General features: G+C 39.8%; 10 protein-coding genes. All 10 read right to left on the reverse strand.

All coding sequences use genetic code 11. The features are described from left to right. Positions 1–6 precede the first annotated feature (6 nt). Positions 7–2,271 carry a BamA/TamA family outer membrane protein gene (locus JL001_RS18735; protein WP_200978964.1) on the reverse strand — a complete coding sequence of 755 codons (2,265 nt, stop codon included), beginning with the start codon at positions 2,269–2,271 and terminating at the stop codon, positions 7–9. Then, positions 2,268–6,578, reverse strand: coding sequence for a hypothetical protein (locus JL001_RS18740; RefSeq protein ID WP_200978966.1), 4,311 nt, complete (start codon positions 6,576–6,578; stop codon positions 2,268–2,270). Before JL001_RS18740 ends, JL001_RS18735 begins: the two co-directional genes overlap by 4 nt. Positions 6,579–6,673: 95 nt before the next feature. Then, positions 6,674–7,540 carry a hypothetical protein gene (locus JL001_RS18745; RefSeq protein WP_200978968.1) on the reverse strand — a complete coding sequence of 289 codons (867 nt, stop codon included), beginning with the start codon at positions 7,538–7,540 and terminating at the stop codon, positions 6,674–6,676. A gap of 85 nt (positions 7,541–7,625) precedes the next feature. After that, positions 7,626–8,621, reverse strand: a complete 996-nt coding sequence (locus tag JL001_RS18750) for an ABC transporter substrate-binding protein (RefSeq protein ID WP_200978970.1) — start codon at positions 8,619–8,621, stop codon at positions 7,626–7,628. A gap of 28 nt (positions 8,622–8,649) precedes the next feature. Continuing rightward, positions 8,650–9,144, reverse strand: a complete 495-nt coding sequence (locus JL001_RS18755; RefSeq protein WP_200978972.1) for a hypothetical protein — start codon at positions 9,142–9,144, stop codon at positions 8,650–8,652. A gap of 288 nt (positions 9,145–9,432) precedes the next feature. Beyond that, positions 9,433–11,055: a sulfatase gene (locus tag JL001_RS18760; protein WP_200978974.1), complete on the reverse strand. Its 1,623-nt coding sequence runs from the start codon at positions 11,053–11,055 to the stop codon at positions 9,433–9,435. Positions 11,056–11,428: 373 nt separating this feature from the next. After that, positions 11,429–12,844, reverse strand: coding sequence for a glycoside hydrolase family 28 protein (locus tag JL001_RS18765; protein WP_200978975.1), 1,416 nt, complete (start codon positions 12,842–12,844; stop codon positions 11,429–11,431). A gap of 25 nt (positions 12,845–12,869) precedes the next feature. Further along, positions 12,870–14,054 (reverse strand): glycoside hydrolase family 105 protein, encoded by a 1,185-nt coding sequence (locus tag JL001_RS18770; RefSeq protein WP_200978976.1) that lies wholly within the window; start codon positions 14,052–14,054, stop codon positions 12,870–12,872. 225 nt (positions 14,055–14,279) lie between these two features. Further along, positions 14,280–16,466 (reverse strand): hypothetical protein, encoded by a 2,187-nt coding sequence (locus JL001_RS18775; RefSeq protein ID WP_200978977.1) that lies wholly within the window; start codon positions 16,464–16,466, stop codon positions 14,280–14,282. Positions 16,467–16,603: 137 nt separating this feature from the next. Further along, on the reverse strand, positions 16,604–17,884 hold the full coding sequence (locus tag JL001_RS18780; protein ID WP_200978978.1) for a pectate lyase: 1,281 nt from the start codon (positions 17,882–17,884) through the stop codon (positions 16,604–16,606). Between the last annotated feature and the right edge of the window lie 173 nt (positions 17,885–18,057).

The raw sequence follows: 18,057 nt of genomic DNA on the forward strand, positions 1-18,057 counted from the left end.
TCCAGATCAGAATGGGTACCCAAATCCAATTACAGGGCCGTGAAGTGGTAACTTATTTTCCCAAATCCATTTGTACCCATCGATAAATATCGGGGCATACAATACAGCTCCATAGTCAAGTCTTAGCAGTAAATACTTTAAGTCAATTCGCAAACCTACACCTGATGTCAGGTAGCTGTCCTGAAATAGTTTTCCCCATCTTACTCCGGAAAAAGGCCTATTTGGATCTTCTTCCAACAGCCAAATATTTCCTGCATCAGACCATAAGGCTCCATTAAGCTTGGTGAAAATTTTAAATCGATATTCTAGGTTCCACTCTAATTTTAAGTCCCCCACTTGGTTTACTTCTGCTTCATCTAATTCCACATACCTTCCCGGTCCAACATTCCGAGCATTGAAGGGCCTTAGACTGTTTGAACCGCCAATAAAGAAATCCTTAATAAATGGCATTTGATCGCTATTACCGTATGACAAACCAATACCCACTATATTCCTGAATACCAAATGACTGTATTGGCCTAACCTCCAATAAGTCCTAAAATCATATTCAAACCGAGCATACTGAGAATACCTAACGCCCAAAAACTTCCTATTACCTTCTTCTGTTTCTGAAATCAAGCCACTTGCCAAGTTTAAAATATTTCCAGCCAGTTCCACCTTCCCTTCGAAATAGGTCCCTACACGTTTACTTTCAGTCGAACTGTTATCAAACCTGTAAGTATAACCAGAACCTAAAATAAACTGATTGGTCAAACTCAGCTGTAAGGAAGGATCATTGTTTACTAAAGTGTCAAACCGTTCAGAACTCCTGATTACATCAGAATAGGTCAATTTCACCAAATCCAATTTGTGGGTGACTTTGGGGTTGCTTTTCCAAGTATAGCCATAGGCTGCATTCCAAGTCGCCAAGGTAAAATAATCCCTTCTGTTATTATACTCTAAATCAAGTGATAGGTATTTTTTGGGAAGTGAAACCGCTCTTTTGATAAACTTGAATGGGGGATCGAGTAAAGGGGCATCTAGGGTAGTGAAAATGCCAAATCCTGAAGAATTGGATATACGTTCTTTATACAAACCAATCGGAAAATCATAATAGGTATTTGCTTCCACAGAAAGATTTTCAGCACCACCAAATAGGTTTAATTGATCATATTTTAAGCTTATGGAAGGGCCGACATATCCAGTGGTTTTATAATTGCCTTTTACATTAAAACCTACTAAAGAAGCATCTCTTGGAATCAAGTCTACATGGGCATCTAAATTCAAGGAATCGTGTTCACTCACCTCATAGCTAATAGATGGATTTCTAAAAATACCCAGATCCGACAAGTTTCTCATGGAATGTTTAGTCTTTTCCAAAGAAAAATGATCTCCGGTCTTTACCAGGATCATTTGGTCCAATAGATGTTTTTTTACCCTTCCATGTGGCCAATAATAATACCCCTCGATTTCCTTTTGGGTTGTATCTATGACTATGGATAAATCACGGATGTGTTGCTTCTTGTAATAGTTAGTTGGCAATTCGTCATTAAGCCCCACTTTTACATCCAACTGCTTATAGCCCACCGTAGTATCAGCCATTACCAGTACATCCTCTTTCTTTAAATAGTAATAACCACTATTTTGAAGATAATTCCATAGCCCACTTTTTTCTGATCTGATCTTTTCCAAATCAAACTCATCATTATCATGAAGAATGGATTTTGGCTGGTAGTTAAGAAACAGCTTTTCTAAACTTTCATTCAATAAAATAGTATCATACATTACCTTCCTGTAGCGATAGGATTTAGGCACAGTCAGCCTGTAGTGGACATAGGCTTTATTTTTCTTTTTATTATAGCGCAGATCATAATTCCCCTTTGTACCAAAATGGCCGAAATTCTCATAGTCCTCCATGGCCTTTTGAATTTTCAAATCTGGCCTTATATCACTGATCAGTATGGGTTCCTCACCGAAGTTCTCTCTAATCCACTTAGAAACTCCTTTATCTTTTTCATTGTAAAACAGGTTATATAGCCATAACCTAAATGACAAAAATCGCATAGTAGGAAGTCCCATAATCCCTCCATTGGGCACATCCCACAAATCCCAATACACTTTCACTAATTTTTTTTCTCCATTTACTATTTTCCATTCTTCCTTATACTCTTGTTTGTTGACATGAATTTTAGAACCTGTGTATAAAACTTCCCCTTCGGAAAGTGACTTGGTTCCCGAACAGGCCGACAGAACGAGCGCTATAAGACCAAAGACTAGGTATCTAAAAATCATTGGTCAAACATCCTTTTAAATCGGTTAAACAAATTTGGGTAGCGTTTTTGAAAGCTTAACCCAAGCGAAGACTCATTTACATGGCCATCAATAACTCCTCTGTAGACATCTTTCCGAGCAGCCAGTATACTAATATCCGGCTTGGAACTGATGACATACCTTAATTCTACACTTCCAAGAGGATTAAAAGCTTTGGCTCCTTGAGGATGATCTTCACTCATATCCAAACTTCCTCCAATTGCAAACTTTACCCTCTCATGAAAAAGCCCTTTGGAAAAAGAGTAACCAATTTTATCTGTAGTATTAGATGCCCCTTCACTTCTTACAAAAAAGGTTAAGTCAGCATTTTTGATGTTCTTTCTAGTAATGTCATTAAGCTTTGACACAATGGTCTCCATATAGCTTGCAGCTCCCATATTGAAGCTGGGATCCAAACTACCAAACAACAGTAAATTCATCGCATAAGATTTACGGGTATCCAGGGGTAAATTAGCCAGGTAGGAAGCCAAATCGGGATCGGTACTGCTGATATCAAACTGTAAATCAAGATCATCCATCCCACTGTTTTCCACTTTGGCCAAAACCGTCACCGGTATCCTAGTATTTCTCTTACTTTGTGGAACAATGGCCTTATCGACAATAATTCTAAAAATTTCTGACCCATGAAATGTAAAACGTGGCTGACCTAAATCCCCAAACCACTCTATCGATGCATCAATGATTTTAAGGTCCAAATCGGAAACCATAGGAGCCTGATAAAGCAAACTTCCGCCCAAACTCTGAATCTTTCCTGTTACCAGAGGTGTTTCATCATTTCCTTTTCTGAGAAAAATACTTCCCTCAGCAGTCAGTTGTGCATAATCTTGCGAAGTACTATTGAACATTAGAGATAAATCAGTTGTCCCAATTCCTACATCCACGTTCCAATCGATTACTTTCTTTTCCTTAATTCGCCTATTTAACAGAGTTGAATCTGTATTTGAACTTTGGTCAAACGACATAAAAATGACTTCATCTTCCTTACGATCAGTTGTTATGGTTCCCTCATAAGTATATTGAAGTTGTGCCCCATCTACAGTGTTAAGGCTACCTGTAATCCCCATTTGCTTTGAACTGCCCCTAACCTTAAGGTCTGTGTTCACTTCCATTTTCCCTTTAATGCTGCCCGACTCTTCTCTATTAACAAGGTCAAAATGCTCACTGGAAACCTGCAAATCATAGAAGGTATACAGCCCAAGTCCAATCTTACCGTCCAATGTCAATTGATCACCTTCCCTGTCCTTTACTACAAATTGGTCAAATACCAGGTCATCACCTTGTAAAAAAATGGTATCCTCTGGAACAGCCATATAAAATCCAGCCTTATCAAATATGAGCTCAGAATTATTAAAAGTAAAAAAACCCTCGATGCTGCGTTGGCCATCATCAAATGTTCCATACACCTTTCCATTGGACATACCTGAAAGTTTAATTCCGTTTTGGTCAGGAAAAAGCGCTGTAAGCAAACCAAGGTTAGCTTCTTCCATTGTCAAATCAAGGTTTATCGGTCCATCAACTTCTTTGTTTTCCACCTTAGCCCTGATGTCACCAAAAGGAGAAACCAAATTCAAGTCCATGCCCACCCTGCCTTTTGAGGAAGATCCAGTAAAGACCAAGTTGCCTAGGTCATATACTCCGTACTTCAGTTCACTTCCATTGATTTCAAAAACGGTAGCATCTTCTTCTACATTGGATGAAATATGACCATTTACTGTTCCTTCAAGTTTAATATCCGGATAGAAAGAATTGATCAACCTATCTAGCAGCAAGGAATCAACCTTAAAAGACTCGCCATGGAGGGAAGACCGATAGGTGATTCGCTGTCCTTCATTGGTTACTGCCAATTGACTGGTTTCATCTTTACTTTCAGTTAAAAAATAGATTCCATCGTTGATTTCTGGTGACCATATTTCTCTCCCCCAACGGATTCCACCTTGTTCTTGAAAACGAACCAAAATACCTTTGGTCAAGGACTCCAACTCAAGCCCTATCTGAACTCGGTCCCTTAATCCAGGCAGTAAAGTTTCTAAATCTATAAGGTAAACTCCCCTTTCATCATTGGTAACAATAGTAATCAAACTATCCAACTTCGTCCCTCCCGCGTCTAATGAGTTGATGAAAATTTCTGATCCAACATGTTGGTTTTGATAATTGATATCCGCTGAAATCCCACTGGTAAATATATTCCCATAACTAAAATAAGAAGATGCCAATTTGCCCAATAAAACACCTTGGTTTGAGTTTAAAGACAACTCCTCCAAATCCACCCCTACTTGAATCCCGGTCAAGCTTAAAAAAAAGGAAGAATCTATGGAAGCAGAAAGGTAAAGGTCAAAATCGGGAACCTCAGAACTCCAGCGGGAAGAAGATTCCCACCAGTCCAAAATAGCTTTATCTGCCTTAGCCTTTAAAACAAGTCTTTCATCAATACCAATTTCTCCACTAAATGAAGATTTAGCATTCTCTACCATTATGTGGGCATTTGATAAATAACTTGTATCGTAAGAAGCGGGCTGAAAAATAAGACTATCTATAGCTATAGCTAATAGTTGCTGGCCATCTTCCAGGTGAAATTCTCCATTGAGCTTACCCTTTATTTCTCCTGCTTGCTGATCATGTACCATCAGAAGAGGCAGCTTACCTTTCAATTTCCCTGAGAAATTACCCGAACTAAAACCATCCTGCAGGTCTACAGAAGAAAGATCAAGTCTATATTCTTCTTCAGAACCATACTTAATTGCTATGTAAGCAGTTTTTCCTTCTCTCGAAACACTCACTGATGGGTTCTTAAATCCATAGCCTTGTACACTGAGGCTATCGCTTTTAAAACTCGCTCGAAAATCTGAGAATACTTCATTTCCTCCTATTGAGGTTTGTCCAGAAAGGCAAATGGGAGAACTTTGAAAACCATATTCAGAGTTCAATAGATCTTCAAGAAGAAACTTGCCAGAAACAATCTCAAAATCTATCACGGCAGTATGATCTTCTCTTAAACTTAAAGAAGTACCTATAGAAAATGAGGTATGATTTAATGACAAGTTCCCATCAAGTAAATATTTACTTTCATTTTCGATAAGGCTAAAATCTCCACTAATTGGCCAGTTTTTTTGATCTCTTGGGATTTCAATTTCTAAAAATCCTAACAAATCAAAAAGGGTTGAGCTTAACTTTAGCTCTCTGAGTTCCATTTCCAAACTGCTTTGCCAATCTCCTACTTTCCCTTCCAGTGAAATGGTGGAGTGATTTGCAAAGCCGAACTGAAAACCTTGAAAGTCCAAACTGTTATTCTCATAATGTATCTGTCCTTTAAAATTTACAGTTTTATTTTCCTTAAAGGGCCAACTCAAATCTGGAAAGAATTTCTGCAGCCAATAGGTATCAATTTGTCCTTCACTGATGATAAAATCAGCTTCCAGACCAGCATTATTAGCAAAGTTGAATTTGTCCACTTGGAATTGAAGGCCAGGAATTTTAAAGGATAAATCATCCAGGTTAGCTGAAGTTTCACCATTGACTACTAAGCCCTGCCAATTCAGGTTTAATTGTACCGTATCCTGATAGACCAAACCCAATTCATTAAGCTGCGTCTTCCATATTTCAGCTCCACTCAAATCCTCCACCATCAATGAAATATCATTCAACTTATATTCCTGAGCTGCATGGATCACTAAAATCTCTCCATTTTGAATATCAACTACCTTTGATTTAAAAGTTGTTAGTCCTCCTTTTCCAATGTTTTCTTCAAGGTTCTTATCTACATTTTCTCCAAACCTTAAGTCCCCCCTGGTTCCATTGATGATCAATGAATCAATGATCAATTCTTGTTCAAAATCCACTCTTGTTAGCAGTGCATCATCTACAGACCAACTGATGGTATCCTGATCATCAACATAAGTAAAGTTGATATTTTTAAGATCAATATGCCTTAACTGAATTTTAGGGATGTAGGAATCTCCCGTGTCTTGAGCTTCTCCAGTATTCAGGTATTGAATGGTTGCATCAGATAATTTTAAAAAGTCCCCTTCAAGTTTTTTATTCCATAAAGCACTCCACTGCCAATTTAGACTTAATGATTTTGCTTCTATGCTCAATTCCGACTGATCTACCCTGATATCAGACACTTCTATTGCTCCCGAAAAATCAAAGTCAACATCTCCAAAGCTGATTCCATTTTGATCAAGAAAAGAATTAGTCAAAAATAAGGCTCCTACTATTATAAGCAGTAGACAGCTAAGAACTATTAGGACAACTCTTATTCTTTTCTTCATGAAAGCATTTTCCTGATGAAAATTTAAAAAATCGATAAAATAAATAAGGCCCCCTGACAGCTCAGAGGACCCAATATCATTGAATTTCGATTTACTTATTTATGTTTGCTTCCCCAAGGGGTTCTTTTGATCATGTAACTAAGCGAACTGGTATAGGAATCTGTATCACTCCCAAATGCACTTCTTGAATCAGAATATACAGTTTGTCCCTTATCATTAAAGATTTTAAGCCCCACTCTCGTATCATAATCTATCGTAGTACTGGAGCTTCCTGAAGATACCACCGTTCCTTTGGTTTCATTGTTCTTTCTGTCCTTTTCCTTCTCTTTTTCTTTGTAAGTAGTGGCAGAACTACCATAGGTTCTTGTGCCTTTGTTTTCAATATCCGAAGAGCCAAACACTACATACTCTACCCCCAATAACTCCGCAATTTCCTTAGGATTGGCAGCAGTAGCCAAGTGGTTGGCATCAATACCGTTCTTTTCCAATATAGAATTGGTCATCATTGGGTCTTGAATCGTGATTAAAGAAGTGTTGCTCCTAAATAAATTGGCACATTCGTTTTGGGCTTGGGTTCTGATGGCATCCACCATCATTCCCTGATCATTGGTAATGATTTCAAAGGGCAGCACCGCCAGTTTATTTCGTCTTTCCTCTGCACTTACTTTGGGAGTTGCGGAGACAGGGGCAGCCACAGCCACCTCATTGACTACCTCTACCCTTCCACTTGCAAACTCGATTTTATTAATTTCATCTTTATTTACTTCATACTCCAAATCTTCTCCTGCATATTTAAACTTAATGGAAGTGGTCCCCATACTGGTTACCTTCCCCTCCATTTTCTTACCATCCATTTTGACAATCACATCGTTTTTCTCTTCTTGTGCCAGTACCTCCTGATGAAATCCAACAATGCCAAAAAACATCATCAGGAGAATTGACAAATTTTTCATTCGATTCATAATATCTAAAGTTTGTTCTCTTCTATTTCTTAATTTAATATTTCTAGTTCAAATAATCCATCAAAAACAACTGATGACCAACAACTTACTTAAAATTAACTCTTATCCCAGGGTTGCTGGCATCTGGTGATGCAGAAACATTGACTGTACCCTTGTGTTTCTCCGGAATATCATCCCAACTATCGTAATATTTTCCGCCCACATAGTATTTCATGGAGGTGGGTTTTTCTTCTCCATCTGCGTAGACCATGTAAGATGAAAGTGGTGGAACTGTTCCTATCACTTTGCCCTTTGGTATCAACTCTGCAATACCGTCATTGTTCATGTCCATGGCCAACCAATCCAAACCCAACAGTTGGTGGTAAGTCCCATCATTGGCCATTTTTTTAATCTCTTTGTTAAACTGTTTGATGATCTTTTCAGCTCCGGGTAGGTCCTTGCGAAGGGCAAAATAAAGAGGCTTGATGATAAAGGCTTTTCTACTAATGACCAGGTGCTCCCTTACTTCTTCACTTTGGCCTTTTAAGAGGTATTCCATCAGCAATGCATCAACCAATATACAGTCTACCTCATCATTCAACAGCTTCTGAAAGTTTTCCTCATCTGATTTGCTATGGATTAGCGTAACATCATCAACATTTTCAAAATCGCGGTTGTAAGCATAGCCATCTACCAGGCCTAAGCTTCTGTTAGCCAAACCATTCATGGCCAGAAGATCCACATCTTGCCCTCTTTTGCCGACCAGCACCAATTGATTTTGCATGTACGCGTTGGAGAACAATAATATGGCTTCCCGCTCCCCTGTCATCCACAAGGCGGCACTCCCATCAAAACTATTGTGTTCGATGCCTGTCATGACATCTTCAAAATCCTGTATGGTCACCTCCGTTTCGATTTTAATCCTTCTGAGTGCTTCCCTCACCAAGTTCAGGGCCACAGCTGAATTGGGGTCAGTGTCTGTAAAAGGAGGCCACTGGTCTGAAGCCAATTTCAGGGGACCTTCCTGCGCCCACAAAGGAAAAGTGGATAAGCTCAGCATCAGGAAAGCTAAAAGGTAGATCTTAGATATTTTTTGATTCATTTTCATCATTATTGGTGCTTAATGAAGGTTAAAATTTGAAAGCTAAGCCGAGACCATTATTGCCTATTTGTATATCTAGTGTGGGTTGATAGTCAGCCCGGGCTTGATAGCCGGCATTATAATATGCCACAGCCTTGTCCGCATTTTTCTCAAACCATTTCTGAAAAGGAATGGAAGCTACAGCGCAACCTGCTGCGATATAGGCCAGATTCCAGTTGGGATCATGGTCATTACTAATAGAATTCAAGATGGGATAAGTCACCAAAACCAACGCAGCTCCACTGAGTAATTTAGAAATCAGGTAATTGCCGGCAATAGGTTTTACATAGTCTTTCATGGCTGGATCGTTTTGAAAGAGCTTGATCAATTGAACAGGTTCCATCTCGATATCACATTTTTTATAGACCTTTTTCTTGAAAATTCCTTTTTCAAGAATTTCTATAGGTTCCGATACCGTTTGTGCCTGAACACCAATCATACCCAATAAGGTAAAAAATAGTAGGGTAAAAACTGCTTTTTTCATAAGTGGTCTTAATTTATAGTTTGTGTTGATTTGAAAAGACAATAATAAATTCTGAATTACCACTCACTTCACAGGCACATCCTTCTGTAATTCAATTATTTAAAATATTAATTTAATCCATAAAAACATAGAAAAAAGTCAAGAATATAAGAACCCTGATAGAAATATAAATGGAACGAACCATTCATCTACAAAAATCAGTAAATCAACACCTTACTTAGTATTTTTTTTGAAAAAATAAAGAACATTGTTTTGTAGTACTAATATCTTTTGACTTGGATAATCCTATTATTCAGCATTCCTCTTTGAGTAGGTTTTAATTAAATCTAGTATTTGAAAATCACTTTTATTTACCCAGCCTGCACGCATTTCCTCCCCATCCATGTACCTTGAATAAAAGTCAACCCCACTCAGGTCTGCATACTTGTATTCATCAAAGACATTTCCTTTTCCATACATTCTAGGATCAGACTGTGCTTTTAATTCTTTGAAAAGTTCTTTCTTTAGAGTTTCTTTTTCTTTTTTAAAACCGCTATTGTCCACTAGATTATGGATGCAGTCTGGATCCTCTTTTATATTGTAAAGCTCTTCTGAAGCACGTTTTCCAAATGACCAGGCCCAATATTGTAAAGTACTTTCATTATAAATGGAATTAAGACAAACCGTTTTGGTAGCACCGCCATCAGTATTGAGGTACCCTGTTTCAGGATTACCAGCCGGCCATCTATCTGGTTCGAAATTTTGTAAGTAAAGTAGGTCACCTTTGACAATCCCCCTTATAGGGTACCCCTGATCTTCTGGCCTCCCTACATCATGTCTTTCCTTACCAATCAATACATGATCTCTCTTGGGATCCACTTGCTTGGATTTGCTCGAATAAAGGATATCTGTGAAACTATTACCCGTAATGTTCTTCATCCCACTTTCCTTCTCTTTTATTCCGGCCAACTCCAGAAATGTTGGAGCAAAATCGATGAAACTGATAAAATCATCAATTTTTCTTCCTATTGATGAGATACCATCACCCCACCTCACTGCTAGCGGCAAATGGTTGGAATATTCGTACTCTTGCCCCTTAATTCTTGGAAATGGCATGCCATTATCCGAAGTGACAACAATAACTGTATTTTCCAGTTCTCCACGTTTTTCCAGTTCATCCAACATCTTACCCAGTTGCTTGTCAAAGTATTCTATCTCATAGGCATAATCGAGTAAATCAGTCTTTACAGAATCTTTGCTCGGCCAAAAGCTAAATACCTGATCGTCCCCAACATCGCTAAGCGACTTTCCCCCTTTATCAATACCAGAACCATATTCATAGCCCCTATGCGGTTCCAATCCTCCATACCAAAAGAAAAAAGGCTCATCATCATTTTTCTCCTTTAAGAAAGCTTCAAAATTCGCGGCATAGTCCACGTTGCTTATCTGGGGAGTTGGAGGAGTGGTTTTAAGCTGACTGTAATTGTGGACCAAAAGGTTTCTAGGACTTCCATCTTCATGCTTGGCTACTCCAGGAGCCCAGCCCTTTCCAGTATACCCTACATGATAGCCATGTTCATCCAGCACCTCGGCAAAAGTCTTGAACTTGGCCGGAAAATAAGGCCAATGGTTGGCTGCCTCCTCCAATTGCCATGAATTCCTTCCAGTGAGAATATTAGAACGGGAAGGGGCACATTTGGCATTCGGTGTGTAAGCATTATTAAAGAGAATCCCCTCCGCTGCAATTTTATCAAAATTGGGCGTTTTCACCCAATCACAGCCATAAGCCCCCATATGCATATAAGTCACATCATCCATGATGGCAAAGAGTATATTGGGAACTTGTTTGACTTTTGGCTTTTCTTTAGAGTCAGTAAATGCCCAAACTCCTAATACAAGTAGTCCAGCTAAAAGGGGAATAATCTTTTTCATAGGCTATTTTTTGTCGAAATTCATCTACTTACTTTCCAAGATAAGAAAGTTTTGGTCGAAATGGTTATCTACATTCTCGATATCAAGTACCATCTTTTACTTTTTTCAAACTTGCTTTAAGAAAATAGCAAATCCCCTTTTCTATCAGTAAAGGTTTGTGAAACCAATAAAAAATCTGAATATCCACAATAATTTTGCGCAAAATAGACAATCCATCATTCCTCAAACTAAATGTATTTTTCCATTCCAATAAACATAACAATACCCCAATAAAAAAGTCTCTCACAAATATGAGAGACTTGGTCTGAAGTATCTTTTTTCTATTCTCTTAATTGTTATTCACTGCCAAATTCATAGCACTAAGCTTACCTTTTTATTTTACTTCTTCTTCAAACTTAACCTCCTCTCCATTGATCACAACATTTTCAAACTTCACATCTTTCATGTGATTGACATTGAAAACTTCATCGACGCTGTCTATGAGGCAATTGATCATTTGAAAATTGGTAACAGGAGAACTCTCGTAGGCATTGGCCATAACAGCATATTTACCTCCGTTCTTAACCTGAAGGTTCTCTACAATAATATTGCGAATGGTTGGAATATGATCACCTTCCTCCTCATAAAACATATTAAACCGAACGGCAGCTTCTTTATAAGTACCCACCACCACATCTCTCATGTATACATTCTCGACAGTTCCACCCCTTTTAGAGCTGGTTTTGATACGAAGTACCCGATCCAAATTAGGGCTGTCCATCAAAAGGTTTTGGGCAAAGATATTTCTGGCTCCACCGGAAATCTCACTACCAATGACCACTCCTCCATGACCTTCCTTCATTTCACATCCCTCAATAATAATGTTCTCTGAAGGAATTCCAGGGATTCTCCCATCTTCATTTCGCCCGGACTTGATGGCAATACAATCATCTCCAGTGTCAAAATAACAATCTTTAATCAATACATTTTTACAAGCCTCTGGATCACATCCATCATTATTGGGGCCTAAGGTTTCTATGCGTACCCGCTCCACGGTAACATTCTCACAAAGCACAGGATGAAGGTTCCACATTGGTGAATTAATCAATTTAACATCCTGGATCAAAACATTTTTACACTCAAAAGGCTGTACAAATTGTGGACGCATATAGTGCCCCTCTCCAAATACCCTTTCTTCCAATGGCACACGATCATGTACCATCTCATGTAGCAACTTTCTGGATGGGTTTTGCCTTCCCATGCCTTCTTTCCAGCCATAGTGTTTGGCACCGCACCAAGGCCACCAGTTTTCCATGTCCGCATTTCCATCCAGCGTACCTTTACCAGTGATAGCGATATTTTCCTGTTGGTAGGCATAGATAAAAGGAGAATAATTCATCAGTTCCATGCCTTCCCACCGGCTGCGCACAATAGGTAGGTAGTCTTTGGGATTACGGCTGAACCTCAATACAGCACCTTCAGAAATATGAAGGTTCACATTACTTTTTAAATGCACTGCACCTGTAAGAAATACTCCCTCAGGAATCACCACACGGCCCCCACCAGCTTTATGACAAGCCTCTATGGCATGAGCAATCGCTTCTGTATTGAGTTGCTCTCCCCCAGACTTGGCCCCAAAATCAGTAACCACAAAATCCTGATCCTGAAACTCAGGTGCCTTGATCAAAGCACGAATGGAATCCAGTTGCGACCAAGGACCTTGATCTACCTGTTCAACATCCTTTTGCCCACAACTTACCAATAGGCTCAAGACCAATCCTAAAATGCAATATTTACTTTCTACTTTCATCTTTTATGATTTTTCAACCGTGAAATTATCTTTCTAACTCTAAAGCTGCCAAAATAAACGGCCCGACTCCTTTAGGGTCATTGATTCTGATTTTTTCATTGACATAATATGCATAAGTACCGTCTCGATAAGGGTTCCCTCCTAAACCTGCCACTGCACATACTTGAGTTAAGCTGACTTCTCCATCCTCTTTTACTTTTATCAATTCCGTGACAATTCCTTCAAAACCCTTTTCTGCTATCTGTTTGAAAACCTTGTCCAAATAACCTTTATTTACACCTTTGGCCAATGCATATACAAACATACTGGATGCAGATGCCTCCAAATAATTACCTTCTCTTGCTCCTTGATCAATCACCTGGTACCATAACCCCGTCTGTTCATCCTGGTAATGCTTGATGGCTACAGCAAGCCTTTGTAAAATACCTGACAAAACAGTTCTTCCATAGTGTTCCTCTGGCAAAAAATCCAAAGCATCTACCACGGCCATGGCATACCAGCCCATGGCCCTGCCCCATACATTTGGGGATCGGCCTGTCTCTGGGTCAGCCCATGATTGAAATTTACTTTCATCCCAGCCATGATAAAGCAAACCCGTTTTTGGGTCCCTTAGGTGTTTTTCCATCAGTACTAGCTGTAAAATACCTTCTTCGAAAACTTCCGGATCTTTGAATTCCTTGGCATACTGCATCAGAAATGGTGTGCCCATATAGGCTCCATCCAGCCACATCTGGTTGGTATAACGTAACTTATGCCAGAAGCCTCCTTCACTGGTTTTGGGCTGATATTTTAGCTGACCTCTAAGGGTCTCAATGGCTTTTTTGTAGCGTACATCGCCGGTTTTGCTATACAGGTTAAACAGTAACTTCCCTGAATTGATCATGTCAATATTATAGGTTTCGTATTTGTACGTTTTGATCTGTCCATCCTGGTCAATCAGCTCATCAGCATAAGCTTTGATATACATATAATAGCTTTCACTGTCACTTTTTTTCCATAACTCTTCAAAAGCATGCAGCATCAATCCCTGCGGATAACTCCATACCGGCCGATCCATAAAATCAATCTGCCAAGCTTCGGGGTTTCTTTTCATCACCGAAAGCGCCATCCGTTCTGACCAATCTAAATCACGAGGAATCATCTTTTCTTGACCAAAAGTCAGTTGGCTAAAAAAAACGGCCATTATCAGTAGAAAACTTCTTTTCTTCATTTTGCTTAAATTCTGTTTGTAAGATTTCAACGGGCTAAGGCTTAAAGATTTGAATTACAAATCCCAACCTAAATATTGCTTTTTCCCACGACACAATAACGCGCAACTGAGTGGAACAGGACTTTGATGCTTCGACACGCTCAACAATCTTAATTCAGGTTCCAAAGCTCAACCCAAAGGCTCACATCTCTTGTCTAATTTTTATCGTCTAGCCTAGCCTCTAACTCAAGGCATTTTCTTCAGACCTTCCCATTTGACATTCCATTTGCCATTATCTGGAAAACCCGGATTGGCTCGGTCCGGAGCCCCTTCCCATCCAGCAGCCATCATGGCTACAGTAGTCAGCAAGCCACCATTTCCCGGTAAATAAATTCTTAACCTTTTGTCCTGATAATTATGCCCATTCGGCAGATAGGTATTCTTTTCTTTTCCCATAAACAAGGCTTCCAAAGCCGTCTCAGGCATATTGAGCCTGGCTGCATTCATGGCCATCATCGGGTAATCCCAGCCCCAGGTAGAGTCCCAATTCCAGATCTTCAAGATTTTCTCCAAGGTGTTTTTCATGATGACTGTATCGATCATTTCGGTTTTTGGTAAAATTCCAAAAGCCCCTAAAACCACAGGGTGATCATGCAAATAAAAATCATCTTCGTAAGCCCTTGGGTGGGTACTGCTCGGAAGGTATAGGTCGTCCTTGATAGCCAATGGGGCCAAATTATCCAAAACTTCTCTCCACTTAGGGTTTTCTTCCATTCCTAAGCGCTTTTGCCAGTCCAAAGCTACATTCAGGCCATAGTGCCAATACGCCAACTCAAAAGGTGGGTCATCGGTAGACTTAGCTGGAAAGAGTTCCTGAGCAGGGATCAATGGCGCAATCAAATGGTATTTTCCATCCTTTTGGCTCTCTTTGGCAAATGAGGCCATAAATTCAGCTGTCTCAAACACAATCTCTTTGTATTTCTCTAATGTGGCCTGGTCTTGCCTGTCCTGATAGAGTTGCTCTACAAAGTATAAAATATGGGGCTGTTGCCAGATCAAATAGGGAGCTACACTGGAAGGGCTTTCATCTCCATATGGATCCGTCATTTTCTGCCATCTGGCTCCTTCAAAGCCCTGACGAGCTGCCGTGGCCTTGGCCTTATCCAATGAACTAAAATACCATGGTAGGCTCTTTTCCATTAATTCAACCCTATCCCATAGTCCAAAATGGGCACCATGCCACCAGTGCATCTCCATATGAAACTTACCATACCAACTATTCATGGTTAGTCCGGTTTCTTGGGGAGGTAAAGAACCTGCACAATTGACTTTGGTGAGGTATTGGGAAAGCACAATCCTTCTTTCAAGCTCTTCTGCACGCTCATCTGTACACTCCGAGAAATCAATCGCTCCACCCGACTGCCAAAAGGCTTCCCAGTTACCTTCACTGCTTTTCGCAGTTAACTCAAAGTCAGGAAGGTCAGACTCCCCCTCTTCGGAGAACAAAGCCGTAAACTCCAAGCTTTCTTGTCCTTCCTGGGCATTCAATAAGAAGGTATGTTTATCTGCTGTTTCAAAAGCCCCATTCCCCTTCCAACTGATGTCTGTCACATATTTGGTACTGTCCAATGTCCTGGAGACCCTTACTTGACTCGGTCGAACAACTTCTAGATAGGACGAATGTTGGTCTGGTTTTGACCAATCATATCCTGGACAAACATGGCAACCTGAGCCATAAGGAAAACGGAATTTCACTTTGAGTTTCCCATTGGCCACCAGTGATGAGGTAATTTTAGCAGCAATCCCATCCTTTTCCTGGTGAGCGTAAAGTTCTACCTTCACAGGTTCACCCTCCACCATATACTCACTGCTGATCTTTCCTTTCCACAAATCCAGCTCTTGATGTACATTTTCCAAATCTTTAACTTCTACTTGAGTACCATCCGATTTGATCATTTCAAGACCAATAATGCCCAAATGCAAACGGTGCGGACTGGTCCTGAAATAATCTGTCACTTCTTTTTTTCTACCCTCCTTCCACTGGACCGGAAAGGAAATGACCTGACCAATAGCTGATGTATCATATCTCAAAATTTCTTCCCATTCATAATTGGCAGGATTGGGAAAGGCATGCCAGCCCCACTGGCTTTGTGTTCCGAGACTAACTCCCTTTTCATAATATTCGGGAAAGGTCTGCAGACCACTGATATCCACCGTATAGGCAAACTCACCATTGCCCACACTAAGGGAGGCAAGCGTATCGGGCTCTTCTAAAATCACATTGTGCCGATTGACCAAGGCGAAGCGATCAATCTTAGAAGAAGGGTTGGTATCTAAATTTTTTTTCGGGCCGGAACAGGAAAAAACATGAAGCCCGACTAGAATTAAGGCACAGTAAGTGCCTACCTGATAAGAAAATGAAAATTTGATCATATGGGTACTATCGTATTATTCGATTCTATTGATGATTTGACTTAAAGTCATGTTGTTGTTATACATTTAATAAATGATCATTAAGTTTACCTAAAAATCATAATTATTTACTAATGAGAAACTTATAAAAACAATATTTAGTAATCTTTTAACCCTATTTTAGGTTTTGAAACTATTGCATTAAGGTAGTTTTCCAAAGCGGTATAACCATACTTGTCTGTCCGGTTTCCATCTTTGGGATCATAAGGATCTAGTCCGTGTTTCTTTTCGTATCGATCAGGCATGCCATCATTATCGGTATCTTTAGGTGCTTTTCCTCCTTTAACTTTCCCCGGTCCTCGCATCGGCAATTCCATCTCATCACTTATTGTCCGACCCTTTTTTCCCAAAGATTTCAAATCAGTAATTAGAAACTTATCCACTTGGTCGCGTTTCAGGGATGCCCCCACGTTACTGAGAACTTGATCATACGCTTTGACTGCAGGTAAAATAGGTACTTCTGGATAGTCAAATGGTTCTTCCATCCAAGTTACAGGCTCATAAACTTTTCTTTCAACCACACTCCCATCTAGCTGCCCATTAAAATTACCATCATACCAATTATCTTGAGCGTAGATATAAAAGTTTTCATTAGATCGATTAAATGGCGGTGTATCTCCAGTTTCCGGGCCAGCAATAAAGTAATTGCCTACCACATTGGCATAGGACTTTCCTTGCGAACCTCCACCTTGAATGTAACCAGCTACCGCCCAATTATAGACCACGTTATTGACATACTGATTGGTCCCTTTTACTTTGGGGTTTCGCGTATGGTTATTGATCCAAAGACAAGAAAGTATCGAAACTCCCCCGGATGGTTGAATCAAACCACCAGTAGAGTGTGTTTGCAATCCTTGTCCAATGATGGAATGCTGCAAAGTAACATCCTTCACCTCACCATTCAAGTCAAAAGTGCCATCTCTTCCCCAAGTAATGGAAACATGATCAAAAATCATATCATGACCATGAGCTATACCAATAGCATCTTTCCCTTTTTCTCCTACCTTTCCCATCCTTACTCTGATATAACGAGTGATGGTATTATTAGCATCTGAATAGGAAAGCCCATTACCATAGATGGTTATTCCTTCACCGGGTGCTGTTTGTCCCGCAATCGTAATATTTTCTTTAACAACTATTCTAGAATCAATCCGTATTACGCCTCCCACTTCAAAAATCACCGTCCGGTTGGGCTGACTAACGGCATCCCGAAAAGACCCAGGACCACCATCTTTAAGATTGGTCACTTTATAAACTTCTCCTCCTCTTCCTCCTGTTGCGAATCTCCCAAAGCCCTCAGCTCCCGGAAAGGCAAGCTGTTGACCATATGTCATGGATGCTACCAAAAAGGCGAGTATTACTAATGCATTCTTTTTCATATTGATTTTTAATTCTGTTTTTAGGGGATTGCCAATTACTTTTATTTTAGCTATCAGATTTGTGTCAATCACCCTATTTATTTGCTTACGAAGCATTTTCGATTCTTGTGCCTCTTGATGTTAGAGATGTGGTCCTGAATATTACAAAAAGACAAGACCGGGTAAAGTATCAC

This window comes from Echinicola sp. 20G (assembly GCF_015533855.1).
In the GTDB taxonomy this organism is placed as follows: domain Bacteria; phylum Bacteroidota; class Bacteroidia; order Cytophagales; family Cyclobacteriaceae; genus Echinicola.